Here is a 12,990-nt window from a genome sequence, read left to right as displayed (position 1 = left end):
GACGCCGAGTAGCCGTCAGGGCAGGAGGATGCGGTGCCGGAGAAGGCCGAATCCGGCGCGTCCGTGCATCTGTCTCATGATCCTCTTGGTGCGGGTGTTGACGCCTTCGGTGCGGCCATTGTGGTAAGGCAAGGTGAGGCCGGCGTTCTCGGCGGGCCGGTCGATTTCGAGCCCGTTGGTGAGACTTCGCAGGTGGGGCACGGCGACGGTGCGGGCGGCTGTGATCCAATCGGTGAGCTTCGTGTCGTTGCCCTCGGCTGGTTTCAGCAGAGCGGCGAAGTCGCGTATGAGATCGGCGAGTGCGGTCATCTCCGGGCAGGCTGCGGCGATCTTCTCCAAGAGGGCCGTTTCCTTCGGGCGTAGATTCACGGGGTCGGTGAGCAGGAGGCGGCCGGCGTGACGCACCGTGGTGACGGGGCGGTCGCCTTCGGCGCGGCCCTGGTTGAGGTAGCGGACCAGGAGGTTTGCGCTGCCGGTGTAGCCCAGCTCCCGGATCTCTTCGAGGAGGTGGGTGACCGGGACGGCCGGTTCCTCAGCACGGCGCCGTCGCAGGTGCTCGCGGTAGGGGTCGACGAGGGTGGGCCGGTAGGCAGGGGTGAGGCGCAGGGCCTGGGTTTCGGGCATGCGGGCATAGCGTTTGACGGTGTTCAGGGCCAGGCCCAGGCGGCGGGAGCAGTCGAGGAGGCCGATACCTTGGCCGAGGAGATCGTGGATCTTGTTCCAGCGTTCGCGGGTGGTCTGCTCGCGTATTCCGCCGGGGCGGGGCGGGTTGATAGTGGCCCAGCAGCCGGTGTGCGCGCGGACCTCGAGCTGGGCTTTGTCGCAGAGGTTGCGCCAGAGGTGCCATCTGTCGCTGACCTGCACCGCGTCGGGCAGGGCGCGGCGGACGGCCTCGGCGTAGGTGGCCGAGCCGTCCCGGCACACGACCTCAATGCCGGGATGTTCGCGCAGCCAGGACTCCAGGGTGGCCCTCTCGCGGTCGGGCAGGACCTCGATGCGTCGGCCGGTTTCGGCATCCGTGATGATCGTGGCGTAGCGGTGGCGGCGGCGCAGGGCGAAATCGTCCACGCCGATCACCCGCGGGATGGCCTGCTTGGGCAGCAGCAGGCGCCGCAGATGCCGCAGTGCGGTGCTGCGGGAGACGGGCACGGCCAGCAGGCCGGCCAGGCGTGCGGCCGCATAACTCCCGTGCCACCTGCGATATCTGCCCGGCGAGACGCACAGTGCGGCGCTGATGACGCTTCAGCAGTCCGGGAATCTGCTCACGGAAGGTCTGCCGGGAGCAGCCCAGAACCGGACAGACCAGCCTTCGTACGCGCAGGTGGACGACGACCGGGCGGCCGTCGACCGGCACGTCCCGCACCGTCCGGCGGTGGTACCCGTGCACCCTCGCCGCTGGCGTTCGGCACGCCGGACACGGCACCGCCACATCCCGGGTGCGGGCCGTGACCACCACCTTGTCACCGTCGTCCGTCACGTCCTCGACGGCCAGTGCCGAACCGGAAAACACCGTCCCGATAAGGGGGTTGACATCCATCACAAGATCATGATCGCGGATGGCTACTCGGCGTCACCACCGACTACAGGCCAGAGCCGTTCGATTGACAGACCCCGACGTGGGGGAGCCGCGGCATCCTCGACGCCACCCTCGTCCACCCCGCCCTGGCCGCCGAGGTCAGCGCCGACCGTGCCATCGACCACGGCGCATCTACCCGCAACCCGCTCCGCTTCCAGCGGCTCCGCCTGGACCGACCGTGGACGATGTTCCTGAGTTCGGCCAAGGGGCGGCCGCCACGGGCTGACCGGCGCCAGATGTTCGCAAGCGGCAGTCGGGGCGAAATGGGGCGAGGCCCGCGACTTCTGTCCCGGGCCTCGCGTTCTTCGATTCTGAGCCGTGCGTTATCGCTGGCGGCGCAGGATGGGTACGGCAGCACGACGACCGGCACGCGGAGCCATCCAACCCGCCCAAAGATCATTTCGTTAGGGGTTGTAAGGGCATGCAGATCTTTAAATCGTCTCTTTGGCCTTGCTCTGAGTGGAGTCGGGCGCGAGGAACGTGGCGACGTCGGCTGGTGTGCGAAGGCGGGCGGTAGAGGTGTCGATGTGGTGGCCGTGTGCTTCCAGGAGTGGGTGGACCTCCTGCTTCGCGCGGCTGATGGTCATGGCAGTGACGCCGAAGAGTTGGCCGAGGAGATCCATGGTCGCGAGTTTGCGCAGGTGGAGCACGGTGGCCAGGATCCGGTCGGCTGGGGTGAGTTTGGCTTTGGCACCTGTGCCAGGGGCCACCAGACGCTCGTGACCACGACGTGTGCGGAGCACTTGCTCGCGTTGAACCTCCAGCGCTGGAGTCAGCGCGTTGATGAGCTCGCTGAGCCGTAGGCGGGTCATTCCGGTCAGCTCTGGGTCCTGCAGTGAACGCCGCGTAAGGCTGGGCGGTCTGGTCGCCGGGGCCTGGTCTGACGTGCTGTCGGTCGTCGCCGCATGCGTCGGATGCTGGGGGTGGAGGGTGTAGTTCCAGTCGCCGTGGAAGCGGTGCCGGGTGATCGGCAGGGCGGCGATCTCGTCGTCGCTGACCTGGATGCCGGTGGGGTATGGGTTGGTGTCGAGTTCGGCGTGCACGGTCAGGCCGGTTTTGGTGGTGGTCGCCGCGATGCTCTCGACGATGACTTCGTGGCTGGTCAGGGGCCTTCCACGCCAGTTCATGGTGATGTGGGAGAACAGCCGGTGCTCGATCCGGTTCCACTTCGAAGTGCCGGGAGGCAGGTGGCAGACAGTGACCGTCAGGCAAGCCTCGGCGGCGAACCGGGCGAGTTCGGTCTTCCAGGTGCGGGTGCGATAGCCGTTGGAGCCGCCCGCATCGGCGGTGATCAGCAGCCGGCCGGCCGTCGGGTAGGCGGCCCGCCCGGCTCCGTTCCACCAGCGGCGGATCGACTCGACGGCGAACGCGGCGGTGTCGTGGTCGGTGCCCACATTGACCCAGCCGGTGTTCGCGGCGACGTCGTAGATGCCGTAGGGCACCGCCCTGCCCAGCTCGCGGTCGGGGAAGTCGTGGGTGTCGACCCGCACCGGCTCGCCTCTCGGCTCCCACTCACGGCCGTTGTTCTTGAACGGGCCGACCAGTTCCTTCTTCTTCGTGTCCACACTGATCACCGGAGCCCCGCGGTCCTGGTGGTCGCGGGCCTGCTCGTTGAGGTAGTGGAACTGTGCGTCCCGGTCGGGGTGCTGCTTGCCCTCCAGCGTCTTGGCGTTGCTCTGCAGGCTGAAGCCCTCCTCACGCAGGAGGTCGCCCACCGTGTCCGCGGAGATCCTGTGGCCCTGCCGGGTCAGCTGCTCGGCGAGCTTGCGGGTGGATTTGGTGGTCCAGCGCAGCGGCGACATGGGATCTCCGCGGACGTCGGGCTCGACCAGCGTGAGGAGTGCCTCCCGAACGGCCGGGTTCCGGTCGACGACGCGTTTGCGGCCAGCGCCGGGCCGGCGGATGCGTCCCAACGGGGCCTCTCCGGCCTCGAGTTCCCGCACTCCGACAGACACAGTGGCCTCTCGAACACCGGCGGCACGAGCGACTGCTCTGATCCCGCCATGACCGAGTGACTGGGCCTCCGCCCCCATCAGCAGACGACGCTGCCGCTCGTCGAGGTGCGGCAGAATCGCCTCGAACTTGGCCGCCAGTACAGCCCGTTGCCCATCCAATCCACTCATGGCCAGACCAACGAACCACCGAACGGAAAGCCACGATTTAAAGATCTGCACGCCCTAAGCACGACACAATATTCAGAGTTGCGGGTCAATGATCAGGTTGAGCGCATGACAGTGCGGTGCCACTTTGCGATGACGGTCGCGGGGTCGCCGAAATAGGACCAGGGCACTGCGGTTGCTTGGTCGGCGAGCAGCTTGAAGAGGTACGCCGCTTCGCTGTACAGCCCGCCGGCGCACGTCGCGTGCAGCAAGTAGTTGAAGTCGGCGATGTCCTGCGCCCGGTAGATGCCGTCCCAGTTGACGACCCATGTATCCCAGGTGCGACGGGTATCGGCGAGTGCTACGTCGGTACTCCAATGCCGACGTAGGAAGAGTGCCATGTCACCCTCACGCTCAAGGCGGTAGCGGTACTCCTCCAGCCGCGCGACCTGCAGGAGTACGGCGAGTGGCGAGCCCGGCGCAGTGCTGTCCACCACGTCCCGGGCGAAGTCGTACATGGTCCCGTGCGTGCCGTGCCAGCGAGCGGACACATGGCGCAGCGCTTGATTGTGCGCTTCCCGGTTTTCCTGGTGCCGAAGTTTCAGCTCCTTCCACCAGTGGTTGAATTGGCGGTGCCCACCCGGGTAAAGCCGGGCGATGGTGAGGAGCGATACCCAGGGCACAGGGTCGTAAGGATGTGCGTCGGCCGCGCGAAGGCAGGTCCGTACGGCCATGTCCAGCCGGTCCTGGCCGGCAGCGCCAGGGTCCCCCGCGGCCACGGCGAGGTTGAAGCAGCGCAGCACCTCTGTATCCGCGCGCAGCACCAGCGCGTCCGGATCACCCGGCCGGGCGGTGTACCACTCCTCGGCGATGGTCGTGCCGGCCGTGGACTGGGCGAGCAGGCGCACCCGGTGGGTGCGGCGGTCCCAGTCGTGTCCGGTGGAGTGGAGCAGCTCGGGAAGACCCTGCCACCGGCCGATGGCGATGTCTTGGCGCGCCTTCGCGAGATCCCGGTCCCTGAGCGTCGCATCGAATTCGGGAGTGAAGGGCTTGCTTCCCGGTGTCATGGCTGCGCCCCTCAGAAGTCCGTGGCTATGGTGTCGTCAGCTGACGAGGCAGACACGGGTTCCACGCCTTCGTACTCTTGTTTGATTTGCTCGGTCTTTGCGGCGTCAAGCCGATCCGGACGGTAGTAGGGGCTCTTCCGGTACGCGAGCATCGGCACCAGGCCCACGGCGAGACCGCCGATGCCGATCGCGATGGCGGTGGCGTCGAGTGCGCCCAGCGACTCGACGAACACCCAGAACAGGAACAGCGCCCCGGTCAGCGGCCACAGCCCGCCGAAGATGAAGTTCGCCGGGGTCTTCAGCAGTACTTTTCGGTAGGCGATGACGACTGCGAGTCCGGCCAGCCCGTAGTAGACGGCGATCTGGAGTCCGATGGCGGCTACGGCGCTCTCCAGGATGTCGCCGACCGAGCCCAGTGCGTTGGACGCCACGAAGAGTCCGAGGGCGACCGCACCGACAACGACCAGTGCGACCGAGGGTGTCTGGTAGCGGGGGTGAGAGGTGCCGAGGGCAGCTGGCATGGTGCGGTCGCGGCCCATTGCGAAGAGGGAGCGGGTCACCTGGATGAGGGTGGTCTCCAGAGTAGCGATGGTGGACAGCATGACGGCGACGATCAGTAGTTTGCCGCCCCAGCCGGGCCAGAGACGCTCGCCGAGCAGGGCAAGGACGTTGGCGCTGTTGGCTTCGATTTCCTCGGCAGTGAGCAGCAGGTTCACGGAGATTGTGAAGACCTCGAACAGGACGAAGACGACGGCGAGGCCAACCAAGCCGGCCAGCCCCGAGGTCTTGCGGCTGTTGCGTGTTTCCTCGCTGAGGTTGCTGGTGACGTCCCAGCCCCAGTAGTAGAACGCCGCGATCAACGCTCCGGCTGCGAATCCCTGCACTCCGTCGAAGTGGCTGAAGCCCAGCCAGGACCACGAGAACTGCTGGACCGCATTGTCATGGGACAAAGCGGCCACGGCGAAGGCGAGCAGTATGAGCAGCTCGATTCCGGACATGATGAGCTGGGCGTGGACCGTCAGTCGCGCTCCCTTGAGCACGACGACGAGCATCACCAGGAACCACATCGCGCCGACCACGGTTGCCAGCGCGGTGTTCTCGGCCAGGTCCGGGGCGAACAGGGACAGTGTCATGCTGCCGGCCGGCAGAGAGCCCGCGACCATGAAGATCGTGGCTGAGACCACCAGTGCCCAGCCGCTGAGGAAGCCGAGGGAGGGGTGGAGGGCACGGGCCACCCATGAGTAGCTGGCGCCGGCGTTGATGTCGAGCTTGCCCAGGTAGTTGAACGCCCAGGCGATGCCGAACATGGGTATCGCGCAGTAGAGCAACGCGGCAGGGGCGGCGAAACCGACAGTGCCGACGAGCACCGCTGTGGTCGCCGCCAGGGAGTAGGCGGGGGCACTGCCGGCTACCGCCATGACAACGCTGTCGAAGGTGCCCAGGACGTTCGCCTGGAGCCCTTTGTGTGTGCTCATGAGATTTTGTGGTGCCCTTCGGATACGGCCGCTGTCGGTGATGTCCCGGCAAAGAAGCGCACAGCCACGGGGACGGACAGCGGGGTGGCTGGTCCGGTCCGGGCCGGCCAGTAATCTCGCGAACAGCAGGCAGAGTTATGGACGGCTTACGAGAAGGAGGTGGCTGCGTCGTGGCAGCGTGAGGTTTCGGGCACCAACTCATCCACCATGGCGGGCGGCGTACGCGGGTCCACTCGACTCGGGGGCAGGACCAGACGCGGTTCACAAGTTCGCATACGTTTCCTCGATCATGCTGGCGTGGCTGTTCGGTGGAGAGGGACGAGCCCCGAGGACAGCCGAGTCGTCAGCCCTCGTGACTGCCGGGTGAGTGGAATCTTCGTGCCGCCTCGAGGGCTCGCAGTCCCGCGGCTTCGCCTCGTTTCTGCCGTCGGGCGACGCGCAGTGGCAGGGCGCGGTGGCCCGTCGCGACTCCGGGTGGAAGAGGACCTTCCGGATTGTTCGACGCACCGGAGACGCGCTGTGAGAAATTATCGTGTTCCGATAAACCCTGTGGAGATGCTGCGTGTCTCCACGGCTGCTGCTCCGCAGCCAGTCAGGCGGGTGCCGCGTCCGCTGCGACCCTGCTGGCGCCGTCTGGCGGAGTGGACCGAGGTCGGCGTGTGACCCCGCCTGCACGAGGTCGAGGTTCTTCTGGCGAAGCTTCGCCGTGCGGACGCTCTGGACTTCTCCCGGGCGGCCGTTGACGGCTCCCACATCCGCGCGTTAGAGGTGGCTCCCAGACGGAACGAAGTCTTGTCGACCGGGCAGAGCGGGCAGAGCGGGCAGAGCGGGCAGAGCGGGCAGAGCGGGCAGCAAACACCACCTGATCACCGATGCCACCGGCATCCCTCTCGCCGTCACGCTGACGGGAACCGGTCCACGCGCAACTGGAACACTCCGGTGGGGTTGTTGGGGAAGTTCACCGACACGACGCGGGGTGTTCGGCCGGAGCGCCGCTGCGACCTCGTCGAGGTCCAGGGCCCAGTTGCGGTCCGGGTCAGAGGGCCACGCCGGTGGCCTCGCGCAGGGCCATCGGCACGGTCTCGGCGGCCTGGTAGTTCGGGGTCACCACCACGGCGTCGTCCCCGGCGTCGAGCAGGACGTTCATGGCCAGGTAGAGGGCTTCCTCGGCTCCGGCGAAGCAGATCACGTCGTCCGCGGCGGCGTTCTCGTACGTCTGGGCGATCACCTCGCGCAGGGCCGGATCGCCGAAGGTCTCGGTGTAACCCAGGGGCAGGTTCTCGCAGCCGGTTCATGGTCGGTCCTTCGCGTTCGGTGATCTGAGTTCGGCGAGCGGGCCGTAGACAGTGGAACGGGACACCCGCAGGTCGCCGGCGACGACGGGAGCTGCACGGCGGACCGCGAACACCCGGGCCTCCTCCAGCCGGCCGAGAACGGCCAGGCGGTCCTGGCGGGTCATGCGTTCGACGGGGCGCCCCCTCTCGCGGACGTAGCTTCCGATGTGTGCTGGATCCGCTCGGACCAGTCCTGCTCGAATAGTGGCTCCGGGCGCTGCACGGTGGGGGCGCCGAAGGCGGACAGGACCGCGGCGGCCTGTTCCAGCGGCGTGCGGTCGAGATTGATGCACAGCACCGCCGAGGGCCGGCCCTGCGGATCGCGAAGGACCGCGCTGACCGATGTCAGTCGGCGGCCGTCGACGAGCAGCTTCTCGTACGGCCCGAAGACGTCCTGTGCCGAAGGTTCGAGATCGTCCAGCTCTCCCAGCAGCGAGGGGTCTCCCACGCCGCGGGAGGTCATCGGATTCCAGATCCCGAGGACCCGGTCGGTGTCCGGATCATGCAGGACGACCTCCGCGTACGGGCCGAGCAGCAGCGCGACGGCCTGGGCCACCGGCGCCCACAGCCGAATTCGAGGGTCCTGAGTGTCTTCCACTTCACCCATGCCTGGGCTGTAAGTCCAATCTGGATGAAAAGTCCAGAGTCGGCCGGCCAAACGAATCGCGCTCAAGACGCGCCGCCGCTCCTGCAGGAGCCTGCGGGACGTCGGGAGCACTCGGTGGAGTAGGTCGTTCATCCAGATCTTGCGGTGCGGAGTGAGGCTGGTCACGGAGCGCCGAGCGCCAACCGCCGCAGGCAAGCACACGCCCAGCTGGACTGCCCGCACGATCCGGCACTCGCGCGTTTCTCGCGTCCCTGGTCCGGTCCTGTCCACGCTTTGCCCAGTTCGGCTCCTCGACGCGAGCGGAAGTACGTCAGCTGCCGCCTCGGACTGCCCGCCCGCGCCTCCAGCGTCGTGCCGGGTGCCAGCCCTTTCGCCGTGTGGATGCACACGCTCTATCGAGCTACTCGAGCTGAGCGCCTCCGCTGAGAGGGCGGAGCCGCGCTGGATTATCGAAGTCACAGGCCGTTGATACGGGCCATCTTCCTCGCGGTCACCGGTGTGAAGTTCGCCGTCATGAAGCGGCTCGAATGACGGACCTGCCGCGAGTCCACAATCCGAGCCTGCGCCAAAAGCTGGCGGCTGCGCAACGTCACCTCCAGCTCGAACCGGGCACGAGGATCACGGAGCTGCGATCCGAAGAGTTTCTCCAATTGGCGCATGCGGTACCGCACGGTCTGCGGATGCACGCTCAAGGCCTTCGCGACCTCCGGGGCGCCTCCGTGTTCGAGCCAGGCAAGCAGAGTGACCTCGAGCCGCTCGCTCTGGCGTGGGGTCAGGTCCGCGAGCGGCTTCAACCATTGGGCAGCCAACGCCTCGGGCAGTGTTTCGTCCTGGAGGAGCATCAGAGTGGAGAGATGATCGTCGACGAAGACGGGGCGTATGTCCTGACCTTGGTGGGCCCAGGTGAGGCTGAGCAGGCGAAGAGCCCAGCGCAGGGAGGACGCGGTATCCGCCAGGGGAACCTCGTGTCCTACAGCTGCGAGGCGGCCGCGCAGCGGGGACTCCAGCCACGCCCTGGTGTCCGAGCCCGCGCTTGGAACGAGCAAGCAGGGCCGGCCCGCGAACACGCCAGGGAGGGAGTCGTGCAGGACAGCCGCAAGCTGTTGCATCTCTCCGGGGGTTGCCAGCATGACGCCCCGCACGGCGGGCGGGAGGGGCCAGGCTGCCTCCTCGGCCAGCTCAGCGAGGGACCGCTGCGGGGTGGCTCTGGCGTCGGTGAGCGCCTTGAACAGATGCTGCCGTGGCTGGTCGGACGGTGCGCCAGGCTCGTGCCAGTCCCTTGCGGAGGCCCGGTCTGTGGCCCTGTGTCCATCGTGGTGCGCCGGTCCGGCGCCGGTGTGGCGGGCGGGTTTCTGGGTGGCCGGCGGGCCTGCCTCGTGTCTGCCTTCCTGTGGGACGTTGCTCTCGTGTTCGAGGCAGCGATCCCCGCCATTCATGCTCTGATTCTCCGGCTCCCGGTAGCCCAGGGCGGCGAACAAGGCTTCCTCCAGCGAGCGCCTAAGCAATTCGTCGTGGGTCTCGTTGCCGTTCCCAAGCACAGAAGAGCCTGGTGTCCCTCGCAGAAGCTCCTCCACTATCTCGTCGGCCAGCACGGGGAGCTCCGTGCGCAGGACGCGGATCCACTCGCTTGGGGGGCGGGACAAGATGCGGTTCAAGAGTTCACACATCGTTTCCTCGTTCCTGCCGGGGGTGGGAAGGCGACGGGCCGGCCAACTGAGGCCGCGTTACGATCCCCCTCAGCCGCAGCCGGGTTGGCGCAGCCCCTTGCCCGCCTATTGCGGGCCAGTTCTCCAGGTTCTTCCCGCAGATCTACTTCGTTCCCGATGTCGGGATGTGGCGGGTGGCTGGCGGCCGGCTGACGATCGTGACTGCTGTTGGAGGAGGATCTTCCGGATTGTTCGATCTTCGGAGAGACGCGCGGAAAGTTGTCACCTTCCGATAAATCTCTGAAGGTGCTGTATGTCTCCACGATCCTTTCTTCTCTCCCAGCTCGGCCATGCCCACGGACCTGGGAGAACCAGGAGCAGCCGGCGGAGCCGCTTCTGGGTGTCGGATGCTCGCCCGGCGGGCCTCGCCCTCGCGGCGAACGCGAACTCCGTCACCGGGCAGACCGCGTCCGCCACCGCCGAACCCGCGGGCCGGCTGCACCCGCGAGCGGTTGGCGGGATACATTTTCGATCAAGCAGGGTGGGGCGACCGCGTGGCCTTTGAGGCCCCTCGTTCCGTCCTTGAGCGAGGGGCCTCGGTCGCGACCACGTTCTGTCGCTGGTCGGGTCCGCGAGCTGGCACCGACCTCCACACCTTCGTCGGTCGAGCCTGTCACCGCATTCGGTGCCCAGCCAATGTCGCCCGGTCCGAATGTGTGGGATGCCACAAGCCAAGGGATCGGAGCGCGCGCAGTGCCACGGGTGACTACTGTCGGCCGTGTTCGCCGCTTCCTGTTTTGAGATGATCCACCATTAGCCGTTCGGCGAGATCAGGTTCGCCGCTTTCGAGGGCGGCGATGATCTGTTCGTGCTCGTCCGCGGAACGGCGCAGGTCGGCCAGATGCCACCCCTTCTTCAGGCCGATCAGACGTGCGAAGCCGCGTAGTCGCCGGACGGTGTCGGCGACAATTGGCAGCCCCGACATCGCGGCCAGACGCTGGTGGAACTCGTCGTCGCAGTCGAGCGCAGCGTTGACATCTTTGGCCGCGAGAGCCCGTCGCGTGCGGACCATGATGAGGTGCAGCACGTCGCTGCCCGATTCGTCGGCGACGGTCGCCGCTTCTCTCGCGGCGAGACTCTCAAGCGCGGTGCGCATCAGTAGCACCTCACGTTCGAGTTCTGGCGATGTATCGGCCACCACGCACTGGCGGCGACGTCCGTCCAGGACGAGAGCATCGGAGAGCAATTCTCGCAGTGCCTCACGGACCGGTGTCCGCGAAACTTCTAGCTCGCCCGCGATCTCGATCTCGCTGAGCGGGCTGCCTGCCGCAAGCTCGCCGTGCAGAATCCGGCGTCGAAGCTCGTGGTAGACGCGGGCAGACGCGGGGGTGCGCTCGATCGGCGTCTTCGTATGCGGCCGGAAACCCTTCACGTTGCCGCTCCTGCCGGGTTGAGGATGCCGATCGTGAGCGCGGTGCCGGCAGTGCCTCCGGTCGCCATGGCGAGCTCAACCGTGGTGACGGTAGTGGCTGTCCACGGCTCTTCGTCAGTGCCGGGGTGGACAGCGTACTGCGGGAAGCTGCTCCCCGAGACCAGGACAGCAAGGCGGTGGCCCACATCAAGTCGACAACCGATCACGCCGAGGTCGACGGTCGCCTCAGCTGGCCAGGGGGCCCGGATGAGGGCGGCACCATCGCCGATGCGGCGCGCAGTTCCATCCGGTGCGAGGTCGAGGAGCCGGACCATGACGTGTGCAGATCCACAGCCGCCCCGGAACCGTCCCGCGAGGGTGGCCCGGCCGAGGATCTCCATGGGCGCTTCGGCCGGTTCGCCTACGAAACTGACAACGTCATCGCGACCGAGAACGCAAGACTCGTCGGGAGGGTCGATGTTCGGGTAGTGCGGATGCGCCAGGCTGGGAACAGGATCGGTCGGATCATGGTGCCAGCGCACCTCGCTGGTTGGGCTGGGCGCGGGGGAGAGGCGGCCATCGGAGGTCAGGAACAAAGAGGCCTCGGTCGTGCCGCGCGGTGGCCAGTGGTCGTCCTCGCGGAACTCCTCAGAACCCAGCCGCCACCGCACAGCTGCCGGTACCGGCAGCTCGGCGCCTTTGAGGTGGCGCTCGAAGAAGGGCAGCAGGAGGCCGAGGTAGTCGTCAAGAAACTTCTTCTGGGCGCCCGGACTGGCGAACGGGTCGGCATACGGCTCACCGGTCGGACGCCGTACAGTCCAGCCGTGGTCGCGAACGTCGACGACAAGAAGGTGCTCTGCGGGTCCAGTCCGTGCCTGTTCCCACGCTGCTAGCTGGTCGCTGAGGAAGTAGTCGTCGAAGCCGGCCAGGTGCAAGGTGGGGATGCGGTCGGTGACTGGCAGCGTTGTCACATCCAGCTTCCCGGTGGCCCACTCGTCGAGGAAGAGGGGGCGCCGCCCGCCCAAGGCGGTGGCTGCGATCTCGGACTGTGGCCGTACGCGCCAATCGATGGTCCCCTCGTAGTCGTAGAGGCCCTCGTCGACCCAGGTCTGTAGTGCCCACACCGTGCACAGCTCGAGTGGGAAGACGTCCTGCCGGCGAACAGCGCGCCGCAACATTGGGGCCGTCACTCGCGGGGTGATGGCACACAGTGCCGGGTGGCCACTGGCAGCTGCGGCCCATTGAGTAAAGCCGTAGTAGGAGTCGCCGAACATGCCCACTGGGCCGGTCGCCCATGGCTGAGCGACGATCCACTCCAGGGTGTCGTAGGCGTCGTCGATCTCCGCGACGAACGGCATGAGAGCACCGTCGGAGCGAAGTTTGCCGCGGACGTCTTGCACCACGACGACGTAACCGTGGGCCGTGAACCAGTCTGCGATCTGGGGCATGAAGCACTCTGCGCTGGTCTTGTCGTACGGCAGTCGTGCCAGCAAGACCGGCCCGTCTCCCGCGGGCGGGAGATACGTATCGGTCGCGAGCCGAATTCCGTCGCGCATGGACACCGCGTGCTGGCGGGCGTGCGGCGGAGGTTCGGTCAGCGGGAGACGTTCAGCGCGCCGCTCGCCAGGAGCGTTGGCGAAGGGGGTGGTCATGATGTCACCTCTCAGGAGGTTCGGGGTGGCCGACACAGCCAGCAAATGCAAGTCAAGTATTTACATGCAAGACGCTCACTTGTATACATAGCTACCCCATTGATGTGGCGGAGGCCACTGGCA

At 67.0% G+C, this 12,990-nt stretch carries 9 protein-coding genes and 2 pseudogenes; 1 reads left to right on the top strand and 10 read right to left on the bottom strand.

Features of this window, described 5'->3' with window-relative positions:
• Nucleotides 1-15 precede the first annotated feature (15 nt).
• From Sspor_RS07395 to Sspor_RS07380, 4 genes and pseudogenes are all read right to left on the bottom strand, one after another.
• Nucleotides 16-1,537: pseudogene (locus tag Sspor_RS07395) on the bottom strand (ISL3 family transposase).
• A 470-nt stretch (nt 1,538-2,007) separates the two neighbouring features.
• Nucleotides 2,008-3,699: an ISAzo13 family transposase gene (locus tag Sspor_RS07390; protein ID WP_202203529.1), complete on the bottom strand. Its 1,692-nt coding sequence runs from the start codon at nt 3,697-3,699 to the stop codon at nt 2,008-2,010.
• Between the two features lie 92 nt (nt 3,700-3,791).
• Nucleotides 3,792-4,742 (bottom strand): hypothetical protein, encoded by a 951-nt coding sequence (locus Sspor_RS07385; RefSeq protein ID WP_237403727.1) that lies wholly within the window; start codon nt 4,740-4,742, stop codon nt 3,792-3,794.
• 11 nt (nt 4,743-4,753) lie between these two features.
• Nucleotides 4,754-6,217 carry an APC family permease gene (locus Sspor_RS07380; protein ID WP_202198327.1) on the bottom strand — a complete coding sequence of 488 codons (1,464 nt, stop codon included), beginning with the start codon at nt 6,215-6,217 and terminating at the stop codon, nt 4,754-4,756.
• Between the two features lie 621 nt (nt 6,218-6,838).
• Here Sspor_RS07380 and Sspor_RS41510 point away from each other — a divergent pair.
• Nucleotides 6,839-6,985 (top strand): annotated as a pseudogene (locus tag Sspor_RS41510) (IS5/IS1182 family transposase); the annotation flags it as partial.
• A gap of 268 nt (nt 6,986-7,253) precedes the next feature.
• On the opposite strand, the gene Sspor_RS40345 reads toward Sspor_RS41510, so the two are convergent.
• The 6 genes from Sspor_RS40345 to Sspor_RS07355 form a co-directional block, all read right to left on the bottom strand.
• Nucleotides 7,254-7,445: a hypothetical protein gene (locus Sspor_RS40345; RefSeq protein WP_033215642.1), complete on the bottom strand. Its 192-nt coding sequence runs from the start codon at nt 7,443-7,445 to the stop codon at nt 7,254-7,256.
• A gap of 63 nt (nt 7,446-7,508) precedes the next feature.
• Nucleotides 7,509-7,676, bottom strand: a complete 168-nt coding sequence (locus tag Sspor_RS40340) for a helix-turn-helix domain-containing protein (protein ID WP_237403726.1) — start codon at nt 7,674-7,676, stop codon at nt 7,509-7,511.
• Nucleotides 7,673-8,158 carry a PAS domain-containing protein gene (locus Sspor_RS07370; protein ID WP_237403725.1) on the bottom strand — a complete coding sequence of 162 codons (486 nt, stop codon included), beginning with the start codon at nt 8,156-8,158 and terminating at the stop codon, nt 7,673-7,675. The genes Sspor_RS40340 and Sspor_RS07370 overlap by 4 nt, the downstream gene beginning before the upstream one ends.
• Before the next feature lie 455 nt (nt 8,159-8,613).
• Entirely contained in the window at nt 8,614-9,750 is a 1,137-nt protein-coding gene (locus Sspor_RS07365) for a PucR family transcriptional regulator (protein ID WP_237403724.1), read from the bottom strand.
• Nucleotides 9,751-10,570: 820 nt separating this feature from the next.
• Nucleotides 10,571-11,236, bottom strand: coding sequence for a GntR family transcriptional regulator (locus Sspor_RS07360; protein WP_051762645.1), 666 nt, complete (start codon nt 11,234-11,236; stop codon nt 10,571-10,573).
• Nucleotides 11,233-12,867: a CocE/NonD family hydrolase gene (locus tag Sspor_RS07355; RefSeq protein WP_202198325.1), complete on the bottom strand. Its 1,635-nt coding sequence runs from the start codon at nt 12,865-12,867 to the stop codon at nt 11,233-11,235. The genes Sspor_RS07360 and Sspor_RS07355 overlap by 4 nt, the downstream gene beginning before the upstream one ends.
• Between the last annotated feature and the right edge of the window lie 123 nt (nt 12,868-12,990).

The organism is Streptomyces spororaveus, from assembly GCF_016755875.1.
Taxonomy (GTDB): Bacteria; Actinomycetota; Actinomycetes; order Streptomycetales; family Streptomycetaceae; genus Streptomyces; species Streptomyces spororaveus.
This window is presented reverse-complemented; position numbering and strand designations above follow the sequence as displayed.

What these genes read in the sequence shown, in the direction of transcription:
- Sspor_RS07390 (WP_202203529.1), bottom strand. Translation starts at nt 3,699, where the DNA reads ATGAGTGGATTGGATGGGCAACGGGCTGTACTGGCGGCCAAGTTCGAG.
- Sspor_RS07385 (WP_237403727.1), bottom strand. Translation starts at nt 4,742, where the DNA reads ATGACACCGGGAAGCAAGCCCTTCACTCCCGAATTCGATGCGACGCTC.
- Sspor_RS07380 (WP_202198327.1), bottom strand. Translation starts at nt 6,217, where the DNA reads ATGAGCACACACAAAGGGCTCCAGGCGAACGTCCTGGGCACCTTCGAC.
- Sspor_RS40340 (WP_237403726.1), bottom strand. Translation starts at nt 7,676, where the DNA reads ATGACCCGCCAGGACCGCCTGGCCGTTCTCGGCCGGCTGGAGGAGGCC.
- Sspor_RS07370 (WP_237403725.1), bottom strand. Translation starts at nt 8,158, where the DNA reads ATGGGTGAAGTGGAAGACACTCAGGACCCTCGAATTCGGCTGTGGGCG.
- Sspor_RS07355 (WP_202198325.1), bottom strand. Translation starts at nt 12,867, where the DNA reads ATGACCACCCCCTTCGCCAACGCTCCTGGCGAGCGGCGCGCTGAACGT.